Source organism: Pseudomonas sp. LBUM1649, assembly GCF_059716155.1.
Window position 1 is genome coordinate 389,808 of sequence record NZ_CP166807.1, and the last position, 14,053, is coordinate 403,860.

Consider the following 14,053-nt stretch of genomic DNA (forward strand, 5'->3'; position numbering starts at 1 on the left):
GCCCCACCAGCATCTGCAAATGCGTACCCAACCGCGCCAGCTCAATGCTGGACGCCGTCGTCTCTTCAATCAGGGGGCGCGAAAGGGCTAGAAGAGGCGTGCCAGCAGCGCCGTGACGGCGGTTTCCACGCGCAGGATGCGCTCACCCAGCTGCACCGGTTGCAGGCCGGATTTGCCCAGCAAGTCGATCTCGTAAGGAATCCAGCCACCTTCCGGGCCGATGGCCAGGGTCACAGGCTCGGTCAGGGCGCGGGGGCAGGGCGGGTATTGGCCCGGATGGCCAACCAGACCGAGGGTGCCCTCGGTGATTGCAGGCAGGCGATCTTCGACGAATGGCTTGAAGCGTTTCTCGATCACGACTTGCGGCAACACGCTGTCCCTGGCCTGTTCGAGGCCAAGGATCAATTGCTCGCGAATGGCCTCGGGCTCCAGGAACGGGGTCTGCCAGAAGCTCTTCTCAACGCGATAGCTGTTCACCAGCACGACCCGTGGCACACCCATGGCCGCGACGGTCTGGAACACCCTGCGCAGCATCTTGGGCCGCGGCAGGGCCAGGACCAGGGTCAACGGCAGTTTGGCGGGTGGAGGCTGGTCGAGGGTAACGCGCAGTTCCGCCTCGTTGGCGTCCAGGCGCAAGACCTCGGCCGACCCCATCAGGCCGCCGATGCGGCCGACACGCATGCTGTCACCGACTTCACAGCGGTGTACTTCCTGCATGTGGGTCAACCGCCGATCACGCAGGACAACCCGGTCGGCCGCAATGAAGTCGGCCTCTTCAAGAAGCAGCAGATTCACGGTTGGGTCGCTGGCGGCTGGTCGTTGTGATCGTCGGCAGGCTGATCGTCCGGATGTTCACCACGCTTGCTGATCAGGCCGCCAAACAGGATGCCGATCTCGAACAGCAGCCACATCGGTACCGCCAACAGGGTCTGCGAGAAAATGTCCGGCGGGGTCAGGATCATGCCGACCACGAAGCAGCCGATGATTACGTACGGGCGGATTTTCCTCAGGTACTTGACGTCCACCACGCCGATCCACACCAGCAGCACCACGGCCACCGGGATTTCGAACGCCACGCCGAAGGCGAAGAACAGCGTCATGACGAAATCGAGGTAGCTGGTGATGTCGGTCATCATTTCCACGCCGGCCGGGGTGGCGGCGGCGAAGAATTTGAAGATCAACGGGAACACCAGGAAATAGGCGAACGCCATACCGGCGTAGAACAGCACGATGCTCGAGCACAACAAGGGGACGGCGATGCGCTTCTCGTGCTTGTACAGGCCCGGTGCGATGAAGCCCCAGATCTGGTGCAGGATCACCGGGATCGCCAGGAACAGCGAAACCATCATGGTCAGCTTCAGTGGCGTCAGGAACGGCGACGACACATCAGTGGCAATCATCGTCGCGCCGGCTGGCAGGTATGCGCGCAGCGGTGTCGAGACGAAGGTGTAGATCTGCTGGGTAAAGGCGAACAGCCCGGCAAAGATGATGAAGATCGCCGCTACGCAGCGCAGCAGGCGGGTACGCAACTCAGTGAGGTGCGAAACCAGCGGCATGTGCTGGTCGTTTTCAGGAAGATCGCTCATGGGGCTCGCGGCGGCAGTGTTGGGTCATGAGGGGCCGGCGCTACGGGCGCAGCCGCAGGGGCAACGGGGACGACCGGCGTCGCTGTGACAGGCGCAGCTTCGACAGGCGCAGATTCAACGACAGACGCATGAATCGTCTGCGTCGCCACAGGCTCGACTGGCGTCGGCTGCTGCTGGGTCGGCGTGAAGATCTTGCGGGCCTCCTGCTCAAGCGACAGGATATGCTCGTTGTGCAGTTGCCGACGAATCTCGTCGGCACCGATTTCACGTTCAACTTCCTGTTTGATCGCATTGAAGCTGCGCTTGAGGCGCCCGACCCACAGGCCGGCGGTGCGCGCAGCGCCCGGCAGGCGCTCGGGGCCCAGCACCAGCAGGGCGACGAGGCCGACGAGCAGCAGTTCAGAGAAGCTGATACCAAACATTAGTCAATGCTCACACGTCTTTGCGGATCGGCTCTTCGACTTTCTGCGCCTGCACGTCGATGGTGTGCGGCTGGTTTACAGAGGCCTGCGGCTGAACCGGTGGAACCGGTTGAGCCGGAGTCACTGTCGGATCGGCCGGCTTTTCGTCGTCGTTCATGGCCTTGCGAAAGCCCTTGATCGACTCGCCGACGTCGGTGCCGAGGTTTTTCAGTTTCTTGGTGCCGAACACCAGTACCACGACAACCAGGATGACGACCCAGTGTTTCCAGTCAAAAATGCCCATGCTGCTGCTCCTCTCTAATAGTTATTCAGGCGGACGGGCGCGAGGCTTTCTCGGCGTGCCCGGACAGACCGAAGCGACGGTCCAGTTCATCGAGTACAGCCTGGGGATGCTGCCCCAATTGGGCGAGCATGACCATACTGTGGAACCACAAATCGGCGGTTTCGTAGATCACATCGCTGCAGTCGCCGCTGATGGCGGCGTCCTTGGCGGCAATGATGGTCTCGACCGACTCTTCGCCGACTTTTTCCAGGATCTTGTTCAAGCCCTTGTGGTACAGGCTGGCGACGTACGAGCTGTCGGCGGCGGCGCCTTTGCGCTCTTCCAGCACCTGGGCCAGACGGGTCAAAGTGTCACTCATGTTTGTGTCCTGCGGAATAGATGGCGTGCGGATCTTTCAGGACCGGGTCGACAGTCGTCCAGTCGCCGTTTTCGAAAACGCGGTAGAAGCAGCTCTGGCGGCCGGTATGACAGGCAATGTCGCCGATCTGCTCGACCATCAGGATGATCACGTCGGCGTCGCAGTCCAGGCGCATCTCATGCAGGGCCTGCACGTGGCCGGACTCTTCGCCCTTGCGCCACAGCTTGCCACGCGAGCGCGACCAGTAGATGGCGCGGTTCTCGGCAGCCGTCAGTTCCAATGCTTCGCGGTTCATCCAGGCCATCATCAGGACGCGCCCGGTCTTGTGGTCCTGGGCAATCGCCGGCACCAGGCCGTCGGCATCCCATTTGATCTCGTCCAGCCAGTTTTTCATCTTCGACTCCGACAGCGAGCCCGACACTTCATTAGTCAGGCTCAACGTTGAAACAGTGTGCCAGTGCGCAGCACAACTGGCTATCGGCGAACGACCAGATACAAACCGACCGCCATCATGATGCCCGCCGGCCAGTAGGCCAGATCGTTCAACGGCCCGCCAGCGGCGAGGATCGCGCCACCGGCCAGGTGCGCCGTACCGAGCAGGCGCAGAAACCAGTCGTCGCGGCGACGGTGCCACGGTGGTGGCGGATCGTTGGCATGGGGCTGGGACATGCGTTCGAGCAGGTCGCGGGCCATGTTGGTCAGGTGCGGGATCTGTTCGAACTGGCTCTGCACGTTGCCAAACAAGGCTTTGGGACTGACGCGCTCACGCATCCAGCGTTCGAGGAACGGTTGCGCGGTGTTCCACAAGTCCAGGTCCGGGTACAGCTGACGGCCCAGGCCTTCGATGTTCAACAGGGTTTTCTGCAAAAGAACAAGCTGCGGCTGCACTTCCATGTTGAAGCGACGGGCCGTCTGGAACAGGCGCATCAGCACCTGACCGAAGGAAATATCTTTTAACGGTTTTTCGAAGATCGGTTCGCAGACTGTCCGGATCGCCGCTTCGAATTCGTTGAGTTTGGTTTCCGCCGGCACCCAGCCCGAATCGATGTGCAGTTGTGCCACTCGCCGGTAATCACGCTTGAAGAACGCGAACAGGTTGCGCGCCAGGTAATCCTGGTCTTCCGGGGTCAGGCTGCCGACGATGCCGCAGTCGATCGCAATGTACTGCGGGCTCCACGGGTTGACGGTGCTGACGAAGATGTTGCCGGGGTGCATGTCGGCATGGAAGAAGCTGTCGCGGAACACCTGGGTGAAGAAGATCTCCACGCCGCGTTCGGCGAGCATTTTCATGTCGGTGCGCTGGTCGGCCAGGGTCGCGAGGTCGGTGACCTGGATGCCATAGATGCGCTCCATCACCAGCACTTTCGGCCGGCACCAGTCCCAATAGACTTGTGGTACGTACAGCAGCGGCGAACCGTCGAAGTTGCGCTTCAACTGGCTGGCGTTGGCCGCTTCGCGCAGCAGGTCGAGTTCGTCGTAGATGGTTTTTTCGTAGTCCTGAACCACGTCCACCGGATGCAGCAGGCGCGCATCGGCCGAGAGTTTTTCCGCGGTGCGGGCGAGGATGAACAGCCACGCCAGATCTTGCGCGATCACCGGTTTGAGGCCCGGTCGGATAACCTTGACCACGACTTCTTCGCCGGTTTTCAGCTGCGCGGCGTGCACCTGAGCCACCGACGCCGAGGCCAGCGGTTCGACGTCGAAGCGGCTGAACACTTCACTGATTTTCTTGCCAAGCTGCTCTTCGATCAGCTTGACCGACACTTGCGAGTCGAACGGCGGCACGCGGTCCTGCAACATCATCAGCTCATCGGCGATGTCTTCCGGCAGCAGGTCGCGGCGGGTGGACAGGATCTGCCCGAACTTGATGAAAATCGGCCCCAGGTCCTGCAACGCCAGGCGCAATCGTGCGCCACGGCTAAGGTCCAGGGTCTTGCGCGGAAACCAGCGCCACGGCAAGGCGTAACGCAGCGCCAGAAGAAACCAGGGCAGGGGCAGGGCGAACAGCAGGTCATCGAGGCGGTAGCGGATCACGACGCGCTGGATGCGCAACAAACGGCGGACGGCAAGCAGCTTCATGCGTTATCGCTTGGGTCGAGGGATCGGGAAAGGCGCTCGAAACGCGCCTCGAGACGTTCCAGATCGACTTTGATCTGGTCCAGTTCACTGAATCGGGCTTCAGCTTCGCGCTGACCGACGAGGGTGCGTGATTCTTCGGCCAGGTATTCGCCGAGGTTCTGGCCGAGGCTGGCGAACCCTTGCTGATACCAGCGGGCGCGGCTGCGCAGATGACCGCCGACCAGTTGCGTGGCGACAGGGCCGAGCACGCGTGCGAGTTCGTACTCCCAGTCCAGCTCCAGGTCCTGAAGGATCGCTGCCAGTTCCAGCAGTACGCCGCTGTCGCCGTCGAGCTCGACTTGCGGGGCGTGCAGCACTGCGGTCTTGTCCTTGCTCATTGCCAGTTTCAGCAGGCTTGAAGCAGGTGCACGCAAGGTGCAGTCGGCACCCGTTTCCCACTGGGAAGCGAGCATCAGGCCTTCATCGCTGGGCAGGATGAACACTTGCAACGCGGGGCTGCGGCAATCGACGGCAATCACCTTACCACTCAAATGCGCCAGTCGCGGCAGCGCCGTGCTGTCGAGGCGAAGCACCCGGTTCAGGCCGAGTTCAACGCTGGCGAGCAGGCCGGCGAGCAGCATCAGGGCTTGATGCCACGGTGCAGGGCGACGATGCCTGCGGTCATGTTGTGATAGGTCACGCGGTCGAAGCCGGCATCGACCATCATCGACTTCAGGGTTTCCTGGTTCGGGTGCATGCGGATCGATTCTGCCAGGTAGCGGTAGCTTTCCGAGTCGTTGGTGATCAGCTTGCCCATCAGCGGCATGAAGGCGAACGAGTAGGCGTCGTAGGCTTTGGACATCAACGCGTTGGTCGGCTTGGAGAACTCCAGCACCAGCAGGCGGCCGCCAGGCTTGAGTACACGCAGCATCGAACGCAGGGCGTCTTCCTTGTGCGTGACGTTGCGCAGGCCGAAGGCGATGGTCACGCAGTCGAAATGGTTGTCCGGGAACGGCAGTTTTTCCGCGTCGGCCTGGACGAATTCGACGTTGCCGGCCACACCCAGGTCCAGCAGACGGTCACGACCTACCTTGAGCATGGACTCGTTGATGTCGGCCAACACAACCTGGCCGGTCGGGCCAACGAGGTGCGAGAACTTGCGGGTCAGGTCACCCGTGCCGCCGGCGATGTCCAACACCCGGTTGCCTGTGCGCACGCCCGACAATTCGATTGCGAAACGCTTCCACAGACGGTGCATGCCGCCCGACAGGAGGTCGTTCATCAGGTCGTACTTGGCGGCTACCGAGTGGAAAACCTCGGCGACTTTTTCCGCTTTCTGGCTTTCCGGAACGTTTTTGAAGCCGAAGTGAGTGGTGGGTTCGGCATCGTTGCCTTTGCGCTGATCAGTCATATCGCTGTCACCAAAAGAGAATGCGCGACATTCTAATCCCCAAGGCATGCTTTGTCTTGGCAAGGCTGAAGGTAAGATGGGCAACCATCGGGACGTTTTGACGCAGCAGAGGTCAAGATGCCTCAGGAAAGCATCCATAAAGCAGGAGTCATTTGATGGCCCATATTAGTGTTGAGCGAGCCCACGGCCTGGGTAAGGAAGCGGCGCGCGAGAAGGCCGACAAGCTGGCGCAGAAACTCTCCGATCAGTATGGCCTGGAGCCGCAGTGGTCCGGCGATACCCTGAACCTCAAGCGTTCGGGCGTGAAAGGTGCGGTGCGTGTCAGTGAAGACTCGATCAAGGTCGATGTGGAGTTGGGCCTGATGATGTCGGCCATGAGCGGCATGATCAAATCGGAAATCGAAAAGGCGTTGGATAAAGCGTTGGTGTAACCCGCGCTTTTCTGTAGGAGCAAAGCTTGCTCGCGATGACATCAGCGCAGTGCACCTGAATCACCGAGGTGCCTGCATCGCGAGCAAGCTTTGCTCCTACAGGTGTGTGGCGCTTCCTGTTCATGTCGGTTGTTAGGGTGCCGTTTCTAATTTTTCTCCCTACTTTGTGCCAGAGCCCGACACTTTCGCGGGCAGTTCCTCAAACCTTCTGCGCGTGAGGTGCACCATGGCCAAAGTTATTTTGAAGAAAAAAATCGACGCATCGACGACCGCTCTGCATGACGTCAAATCGTATGCCCGCAGGATCTGGCTGGCAGGCCTGGGTGCCTACGCCAAGGTCGGCCAAGAGGGTAGCGAGTACTTTCAAGAGTTGATCAAGGCTGGGCAAGCAGTTGAAACCAAAGGCAAAAAAGCAGTTGCCGAGAAGCTTGAAGCGGCCAATGCCGAGATCGATGAAGCCAAGAGTGAAGTGAGCACTTTCAAAGGCAAGGTCGAAGTTCAACTCGACAAAGTCGAGAGAGCGTTCGACTCGCGTGTCGCAAGTACCTTGAATCGTATCGGCATTCCGTCTAAACATGACGTTGAGACACTCTCTGTCAAGCTCGATGAGCTGACGGCACTGCTCGAACGCGTCGCGCGTAAATCTTAAGGAGAACGGGATGGCTGGTAAAAAGAACACCGAAAAAGAAAGCAGCTCGTGGATCGGAAAAGTCGAAGACTACTCCCGCAAAATCTGGCTGGCTGGTTTAGGCGTGTACTCGAAGATCGACACTGACGGCAGCAAACTCTTCGACTCACTGGTCAAGGACGGCGAGAAAGCCGAGAAGCTCACCAAGAGCGCTGTTGGCAAAACTGTCGACGCCGCCAAGGACTCCGCTTCGTCGGCCAAATCGCGCATCAGCGGCGTGAAAGATCGTGCACTGGGCAAGTGGGATGAGCTGGAAGGTGCTTTCGACAAGCGCCTGAACAGCGCCATTTCGCGTCTGGGTGTACCGAGTCGCAATGAAGTCAAGGCACTGCACAGCAAGGTCGAGACCCTGACCAAGCAAATCGAAAAACTCACCGGCGCCAAGGTTACGCCTGTTGCGGCGAAAACCGCGGCAGCCAAGCCGGCCGCCAAAACCGCAGCCAAACCATTGGCAAAAGCAGCGGCCAAACCTGCTGCTAAAGCCGCCGCCGCCGCCAAGCCAGCCGCCAAACCGGCAGCAGCTAAAACCGCCGCCGCTAAACCGGCAGCCAAGCCAGCGGCAAAACCTGCTGCTGCGAAGAAACCAGCAGTGAAAAAACCGGCCGCTCCAAAAGCTGCCGCACCCAAACCAGCAGTGGCTGCCGCAAAACCGGCGACCCCGGCAACTTCGGCAAGCACCTCGAACTCCGCTACCGCGCCGACCCCTGCTGTAACCCCGACTGCCGCGCCAGCTCCATCGACGCCAACCAGTCAGTCCTGATATTTCAGGGCTCTAAAAAAACGCCCGGCCTGCCAAGGTCGGGCGTTTTTGTTTGTGGCTTGAAAAAATCGCAGCCTGCGGCAGCTCCTATGGGTAAACGCGATCCCATGTAGGAGCTGCCGCAGGCTCGGGCCGCGTTCGGACGATCTTTTGATTTTAATGCTCTTCCAGGTACTGCAACGCCATTTGCTCAGTCGCCGCTTTGATCGGCGGCAACAAGTGCGGCGCCACCAGCATCATGATCTGGTAAACCACCAATCGTACTTCGCCTTCACGGCCGAGAATCCGCTGATAGTCCAGCGAGAACAGCAGCGTCATGGTGATCTGCTCCACCAATTGTCCCAGCGCCTGGGTGTCGCTGACCAGTTGCCCCAGGGCCTTCAATCGGGCCAGCAGCGACGCCAGTGTGCGCTTGAGCGCATTGAGCAGGTTGCGAATACCCTTGGCCAGTTTCGGCAGGCGCCCGGCCAGGTTCGACAGGTCCTGGAACAGAAAGCGATAGTGGGACAGGCGTTCGACGATCAGGTGCAGGAACAGCCAGTAATCTTCGGGAGCCAGCTCGACGTCGGCCGGTGGATCGAGCAACGGGGCCAGTTCGGCCTGGAAGCGTTCGAACAGACCAAGGATCAGCGGCTCCTTGCCGTGGAAGTGGTAGTACAGATTGCCTGGGCTGATGCCCATTTCGTTGGCGACTTCCATGGTGGAAACATTCGGTTCGCCCTTCTCATTGAACAATTGCAGGGCACATTCGAGGATCCGTTCGCGGGTTTTCATCCAGTCTTCTTATGATCGGGTCATGCCACGGCCAGTAGAGGCCGTGGTCGTTGAACATCAGCGCACGCGCACGTAAGTACCGGGCGCCGCCTCCATCGGTGGGTAGTTCTGGTTGCCGAGGGCCAAGTGGGTTTCTTTTTGCGCGCCCGAGCGTTCCTGAATCCAGCTCAGCCATTGTGTCCACCAGCTACCGTCGACGGACTTGGCGTCGTAGTACCAGGCCCTGGGGTCGCTGCTCAGTTTTGCGCCTTCAACGTAGTTGGCTTTCGGATTGTTCGGCGGGTTAAGAATGCTCTGCACATGACCGCTGTTGGACAGGACGAAGCGGCGCTCGCCACCGAGCAGCAGGGTCGAGCGATACACTGCGTCCCACGGCGTGATGTGGTCGTTGATACCGGCCACGCTGAAGCTGTCGACGGTGACCTTCTGCAAATCGATCGGGGTGCCGCACACTTCCAGGCCACCCGAATGGCTCAGCGGGTTGTGCTTGAAGAAGTCCAGCAAGTCGCCATGCAGGGCGGCCGGCAGGCGTGTGTTGTCGTTGTTCCAGTAGAGAATGTCGAACGCCGGCGGCTCCTTGCCCATCAGGTAGTTGTTGACGAAGTAGCTCCAGATCAAATCGTTGGGGCGCATCCAGGCGAAGACCTTGGCCATGTCGCGGCCGTCCAGTACACCTTTCTGGTAAGAGCGGCGCTTGGCGGCTTCCAGGGTCTGTTCGTCGGCGAAGAGCGTGGCCGGGCTGTCCATTTGACTGTCGAGCAGGCTCACCAGGTAGGTCGCGCTGGAAACGCGGCGCAGCTGTCGCTTGGCTTGCAGGTGACCCTGCAAGGCGGCAATGGTCAGCCCGCCGGCGCAGGCGCCCATCAGGTTGACTTCGCGCGCGCCGGTGATCGCCCGGCAGACATTCATGGCTTCTTCCACCGCTTCAACGTAAGTCGACAGGCCCCATTCGCGGTGACGTACATCCGGATTGCGCCAACTGATCACGAAGGTTTGCAGGCCGTTCTTGAGCGCGAACTGGACGAAGCTGTTGTGGGGGCTGAGGTCGAAAATGTAGTACTTGTTGATCTGTGGCGGCACCACCAGCAGCGGTTTGGAATACTGCTTTTCGCTCATCGGCTTGTACTGGATCAGCTCCAGCAGTTCATTGCGAAACACCACGGCGCCGGTGGTGGTGGCGACGGTCTTGCCCACCTCGAATGCGTGCTTGGTGACTTGCCGGGGCAGCCCGTCGTTGTGCAGGAGGTCATCGAGCAGATGGCCGATCCCGCGCACCAGGCTGTTGCCGCCGGAGTTGAAGATTTCCTTGATCGCCAGCGGATTGAGCAGGCTGTTGGACGGCGACACGGCATCGTTGAGCAGGGCGAACGCGAAGTGCGCGCGGGCGCGGTCATCCGGGTTCATGTTGCTGTCGTCGATCCAGCTTTTGACCTGCTGCTGCCAGCTCAGGTAGGCCTGCAGGCTGCGACGATAAAAGGGGTTGAGGCTCCACGCCGGGTCGTCGAAACGACGGTCCTGCGGGTTGGTGGGGTGCAGAGTGTCGCCCAGCAACACGCGACCCAGCTGACCACCCAGTTTCAAGGCGTGTCGCGCGGTGTGCACGGGGTGGCGCAGGCCATGGGCGGCAACACTGCGCAAAGTCGACACCAGATCCCGGCCGCGCAGGCCGGTAATCGCACTTTGTGCGTTGATGAACGCGGCGGGAGTGGGTAGTGACTCCCTCGCTGGTTTATCGCGCATGACTCAACACTCCTTCGTCTTCAGGCCAAATACAAAACACCGAACCAGAACACCATAGACGCTGTAACGGGTTGTTGCGCGGTGCGATGCCCGCCGCCCCCTCTTTACCTATACAAAAAATGGGCCGATCAGCCGCCCAGAGGCGCAGGATGCGGGTGCATCACCGCACGCAGGCGCTCCTCCTCAAGGAACTTCATGATGATCGGCGCCACCGCTTCGGCCCGGGTAATCAGGAATAGATGCCCGTCATCGATGATGTGCAAGTGGGCGTTGGGAATTCGCCAGGCCAGCAAGCGCATGTTGATCAGCGGGATCAACGGATCGTCGTCGCCGGCCAAGACCAGGGTCGGCTGATTGAGCTTGTGCAGCCAGTGGATACTGGTCCAGCCGAGGCCGGCGAACAGCTGCCAGTAGTAACCGAGCTTCCCCGCCGAACGGACCTTTGCCGCATGGCTCGCGGCCAGCGTCGGGTCGCGACGGAACGAGCCGCCGTAGATCATCGGCGCAATGCGGATCACGTGGGAGGGCTGGATGTAGCGCCGTGGGCTGGCCATCATCCACAAGACTTTCGGCTTGCCCGGCACCATCACCGCGCCCGCTGCCGTCGCTGCCAGGACAAGCTTCTTGCAACGCTCTGGATAGTCATAGGCGAACTGTTGCGCAAGGGCGCCACCCCAGGACACGCCGATCACATTGACTTTCCCGTAATCGAGGTAGTCGAGCATGCGTGCCGTGAGTTTCGCCAGGCTTGGAAAGCGATACGGAAGTTTCGGCGTCGACGAACCGCCGACACCGGGCACGTCGAAGGCGATGACTTCCAGGTCCGGGTCCAGCGCTGCGACGAACGGAAACACCAGCTCCAGGTTGGCACCGATGCCGTTGAAAATCAGCAAGGGCGTCAAATGAGGCTTGCCGGGACGCACCGCCGTGCGGAGGGTCTGGCCATCCAGGTCGACGGTGCGGAATATGAACGGTTGCGGCATGCTTCTGGCCCTGTTTATGAATTCATCCCCGAACTTTTGTAGGAGCGAGCTGTGGCGAGGGGATTCATCCCCGTTCGACTGCGAAGCAGTCGTAAAACCAATGCACCTGGTGTAACTGATACACCGTGCTTGCAGGTTTTGGGGCGGCGTCGCCGCCCAACGGGGCGGTGCGACGTTTCGCTAAATCCCCTCACCACAAAAGCTCGCTCCTACAATGGAGCGGGGTGTGTCAGTTACCGTTCGTGCACATAGGTACCTGGCGCTGCTTCACCCGCCGGATAGGCCTTGTTGCCCAGTTTCACCGGGGACTTTTTCAGCTCGCCCGAGCGTTGGGCCTGCCAGGCCTGCCAGTGCAGCCACCAGGAATCGGTGTGCTTGGTGGCGTTCTGTTGCCATTCATCGGCACTGTTCGCCGCTTCGGTGCTGGTCATATAGCGGGATTTCGGATTGCCTGGCGGGTTCAAGATGCTCTGGATATGTCCGCTGCTCGACAACACGAATTCAACGTTGCCGCCGAACAGTTGCGACGACTTGTAGCAGGACTTCCACGGGGTGATGTGGTCGTTGGTGCCGGCCAGGGAAAAGATGTCGGCCGTCACTTGCTTGAGGTCGATGGCGGTGCCGCACACTTCCAGTGCATTCGGGCGAATCAGTGGGTTGTTTTTGAACAGCTCGATCAGGTCGCCGTGGAACGCTGCGGGCAACCGGGTGGTGTCGTTGTTCCAGAACAGGATGTCGAATACCGGCGGTTCGTTGCCCAGCAGGTAATTGTTGACCCAGTAGTTCCAGATCAGATCGTTGGGGCGCATCCAGGCGAAGACCTTCGCCATGTCGCGGCCTTCCAGTACGCCGGCCTGGTACGAGTGGCGCTTGGCGGCTTCAAGGGTCTGTTCATTGACGAACAGGGCGACGTCGCTGTCTAGGGTGGTATCAAGCACGCTCACCAGCAAGGTCAGGGCGTTGACCTTGTTCTCGCCGATCGCCGCGTAATGGCCCAGCAGCGCGGTGCAGGTGATGCCGCCGGAGCAGGCCCCGAGCATGTTCACGTCTTTGCTGCCGGTGATCGCGGTGACGACATCAACCGCTTCCTTGAGGGCTTCGATGTAGGTCGACAGGCCCCATTCGCGCTGTTCCTTGGTCGGGTTGCGCCAGCTGACGATGAAGGTCTGTACGTTGTTGCGCAGGCAGAACCGCGCCAGGCTCTTGTCCGGGCTCAGGTCGAAAACGTAGAACTTGTTGATCTGTGGCGGCACCACCAGCAATGGCCGCTCGTGTACCTGCTCGGTGATCGGCTTGTACTGGATCAGTTCCAGTACATCGTTGCGAAACACCACCGCGCCTTCGGTCACGCCCAGGCTCTTGCCGACCTCGAACGCACCCATGTTGACCTGGCTCGGCATGCCGCCGTTGTTCACCAGGTCCTTGGCCAGGTGCGAGAGGCCATCGAGCAGGCTCTTGCCGCCGGTTTCGAAAAAGCGTTTGACTGCCGCCGGGTTGGCCGCGGTGTTGGTCGGCGCCATGGCTTCGGTCATGAGGTTGATCACGAAGTGCCCGCGCGCCACATCCTTGGGGGCGAGGTTACTTTCGTCGATCCAGTCGTGGAGTTCCTTGCGCCACGCCAGGTAGGTTTGCAAATAACGTTTATAGAGCGGGTTCTGACTCCAGGCCGGATCGGCGAAGCGACGGTCATCGCTGGTCGGTTGCAGCCCGGATTTTCCAAACAGCACGTTCTTGAGTTCAAGACCAAAATGCGCGACATGTTTGACGCTGTGCACCGGTTGCCTGAGGGCCTGCCTAAGCACCATTCGAGCAGAAGCCAGTAGATCCTTTCCACGCAGCCCAACGACAGGATTGAGCCCCAAGGTGTTTTCCGAGGCTTGATACTTCAACTCATCGTTACTCTTGTTACTCATCTACGACGCTCCATTGTCCTGAGACGAGTACCTTGGTCCTGCTGTGTAGTCACACAGCTACTGCCAGGTACTACCGCTCGGGTGACCTTTAATTCTGCATCACTGCTTTTTAGTTCAGAGAGCACTGCAGGGAACTTGCCAATCCATTGGTTACCCGAGTTTAATTTTTTTCGCAAGCGGGCCAAGCGTCGACCCTGAAGCCGAGCATTCAAACAGATGGAATTAGAAAATGCCCTCTAAAGAGCAAGAAGCTCAGGCTAGAGCATCAGCTTGACGACAGATTCGTTCGGGTCGCGGGTTTTTCCTGCAGCTTTGAGCTCGGAAAGATAATCCTCCCAGAGTGCGTCATAACGTCGCCCCAGTTCGTAGAGGTATTCCCAGGTGAACAGGCCGCTGTCGTGGCCATCGTCGAAGGTCAGTTTCAGTGCGTACTGACCGGCCGGTTCTATCTTGCTCAATCCTACGTTGATCTTGCCAAATTGCAGGATGGGTTTGCCGTGGCCCTGGACCTCGGCGGAAGGAGAGTGCACGCGCAGGAATTCGGCGGGCAGGGTGTATTCCTCACCGGACGCGTATTTGAGCGTCAGGGTTTTCGAGGCTTTGTGCAGCTTGATGTCGGTGGGGAGTTGGGTCATTGCCAAAGTTC

At 60.0% G+C, this 14,053-nt stretch carries 17 protein-coding genes; 3 read left to right on the forward strand and 14 right to left on the reverse strand.

Annotation, left to right across the window (positions count from 1 at the left end; genetic code table 11):
* Positions 1-87: 87 nt before the first annotated feature.
* The 9 genes from ACA058_RS01725 to ubiE all read right to left on the reverse strand — a co-directional run bounded on the left by ACA058_RS01725 (position 88) and on the right by ubiE (position 6,118).
* Entirely contained in the window at positions 88-795 is a 708-nt protein-coding gene (locus ACA058_RS01725) for a 16S rRNA (uracil(1498)-N(3))-methyltransferase (RefSeq protein ID WP_008058090.1), read from the reverse strand.
* On the reverse strand, positions 792-1,586 hold the full coding sequence (gene tatC, locus ACA058_RS01730; RefSeq protein ID WP_497637558.1) for a twin-arginine translocase subunit TatC: 795 nt from the start codon (positions 1,584-1,586) through the stop codon (positions 792-794). Before tatC ends, ACA058_RS01725 begins: the two co-directional genes overlap by 4 nt.
* Positions 1,583-2,008 carry a Sec-independent protein translocase protein TatB gene (gene tatB, locus ACA058_RS01735; RefSeq protein WP_497637559.1) on the reverse strand — a complete coding sequence of 142 codons (426 nt, stop codon included), beginning with the start codon at positions 2,006-2,008 and terminating at the stop codon, positions 1,583-1,585. The genes tatC and tatB overlap by 4 nt, the downstream gene beginning before the upstream one ends.
* A gap of 10 nt (positions 2,009-2,018) precedes the next feature.
* Positions 2,019-2,291 (reverse strand): twin-arginine translocase TatA/TatE family subunit, encoded by a 273-nt coding sequence (locus ACA058_RS01740; RefSeq protein WP_497637560.1) that lies wholly within the window; start codon positions 2,289-2,291, stop codon positions 2,019-2,021.
* A 25-nt stretch (positions 2,292-2,316) separates the two neighbouring features.
* Positions 2,317-2,649, reverse strand: a complete 333-nt coding sequence (locus ACA058_RS01745; RefSeq protein ID WP_007899279.1) for a phosphoribosyl-ATP diphosphatase — start codon at positions 2,647-2,649, stop codon at positions 2,317-2,319.
* On the reverse strand, positions 2,642-3,043 hold the full coding sequence (hisI, locus tag ACA058_RS01750) for a phosphoribosyl-AMP cyclohydrolase (RefSeq protein WP_497637561.1): 402 nt from the start codon (positions 3,041-3,043) through the stop codon (positions 2,642-2,644). Before hisI ends, ACA058_RS01745 begins: the two co-directional genes overlap by 8 nt.
* A gap of 80 nt (positions 3,044-3,123) precedes the next feature.
* Positions 3,124-4,728 carry a ubiquinone biosynthesis regulatory protein kinase UbiB gene (gene ubiB, locus ACA058_RS01755; RefSeq protein ID WP_497637562.1) on the reverse strand — a complete coding sequence of 535 codons (1,605 nt, stop codon included), beginning with the start codon at positions 4,726-4,728 and terminating at the stop codon, positions 3,124-3,126.
* Positions 4,725-5,348 carry a ubiquinone biosynthesis accessory factor UbiJ gene (locus ACA058_RS01760; RefSeq protein ID WP_497637563.1) on the reverse strand — a complete coding sequence of 208 codons (624 nt, stop codon included), beginning with the start codon at positions 5,346-5,348 and terminating at the stop codon, positions 4,725-4,727. Before ACA058_RS01760 ends, ubiB begins: the two co-directional genes overlap by 4 nt.
* The gene (gene ubiE, locus ACA058_RS01765; RefSeq protein ID WP_497637564.1) at positions 5,348-6,118 is read right to left on the reverse strand and encodes a bifunctional demethylmenaquinone methyltransferase/2-methoxy-6-polyprenyl-1,4-benzoquinol methylase UbiE; all 771 of its coding nucleotides are present in this window, start codon (positions 6,116-6,118) and stop codon (positions 5,348-5,350) included. Before ubiE ends, ACA058_RS01760 begins: the two co-directional genes overlap by 1 nt.
* 155 nt (positions 6,119-6,273) lie before the next feature.
* Between ubiE and ACA058_RS01770 the strand changes: the two genes are divergently transcribed.
* The 3 genes from ACA058_RS01770 to ACA058_RS01780 all read left to right on the forward strand — a co-directional run bounded on the left by ACA058_RS01770 (position 6,274) and on the right by ACA058_RS01780 (position 7,997).
* The gene (locus tag ACA058_RS01770; protein WP_497637565.1) at positions 6,274-6,549 is read left to right on the forward strand and encodes a polyhydroxyalkanoic acid system family protein; all 276 of its coding nucleotides are present in this window, start codon (positions 6,274-6,276) and stop codon (positions 6,547-6,549) included.
* A gap of 226 nt (positions 6,550-6,775) precedes the next feature.
* Positions 6,776-7,198, forward strand: coding sequence for a phasin family protein (locus tag ACA058_RS01775; protein ID WP_497637566.1), 423 nt, complete (start codon positions 6,776-6,778; stop codon positions 7,196-7,198).
* 10 nt (positions 7,199-7,208) lie between these two features.
* On the forward strand, positions 7,209-7,997 hold the full coding sequence (locus ACA058_RS01780; RefSeq protein ID WP_497637567.1) for a phasin family protein: 789 nt from the start codon (positions 7,209-7,211) through the stop codon (positions 7,995-7,997).
* A 156-nt stretch (positions 7,998-8,153) separates the two neighbouring features.
* Here the strand turns inward: ACA058_RS01780 and ACA058_RS01785 are convergent, their stop codons facing one another.
* The 5 genes from ACA058_RS01785 to ACA058_RS01805 form a co-directional block, all read right to left on the reverse strand.
* The gene (locus ACA058_RS01785; protein ID WP_497637568.1) at positions 8,154-8,771 is read right to left on the reverse strand and encodes a TetR/AcrR family transcriptional regulator; all 618 of its coding nucleotides are present in this window, start codon (positions 8,769-8,771) and stop codon (positions 8,154-8,156) included.
* A gap of 57 nt (positions 8,772-8,828) precedes the next feature.
* Entirely contained in the window at positions 8,829-10,511 is a 1,683-nt protein-coding gene (gene phaC / locus ACA058_RS01790; RefSeq protein WP_497637569.1) for a class II poly(R)-hydroxyalkanoic acid synthase, read from the reverse strand.
* A 128-nt stretch (positions 10,512-10,639) separates the two neighbouring features.
* Positions 10,640-11,494: a poly(3-hydroxyalkanoate) depolymerase gene (gene phaZ, locus ACA058_RS01795; protein ID WP_497637570.1), complete on the reverse strand. Its 855-nt coding sequence runs from the start codon at positions 11,492-11,494 to the stop codon at positions 10,640-10,642.
* A gap of 233 nt (positions 11,495-11,727) precedes the next feature.
* Positions 11,728-13,407 carry a class II poly(R)-hydroxyalkanoic acid synthase gene (gene phaC, locus ACA058_RS01800; RefSeq protein ID WP_497637571.1) on the reverse strand — a complete coding sequence of 560 codons (1,680 nt, stop codon included), beginning with the start codon at positions 13,405-13,407 and terminating at the stop codon, positions 11,728-11,730.
* Positions 13,408-13,664: 257 nt separating this feature from the next.
* Complete coding sequence (locus tag ACA058_RS01805; protein ID WP_497637572.1) at positions 13,665-14,042, reverse strand: gamma-butyrobetaine hydroxylase family protein; 378 nt, start codon at positions 14,040-14,042, stop codon at positions 13,665-13,667.
* Positions 14,043-14,053: the final 11 nt, after the last annotated feature.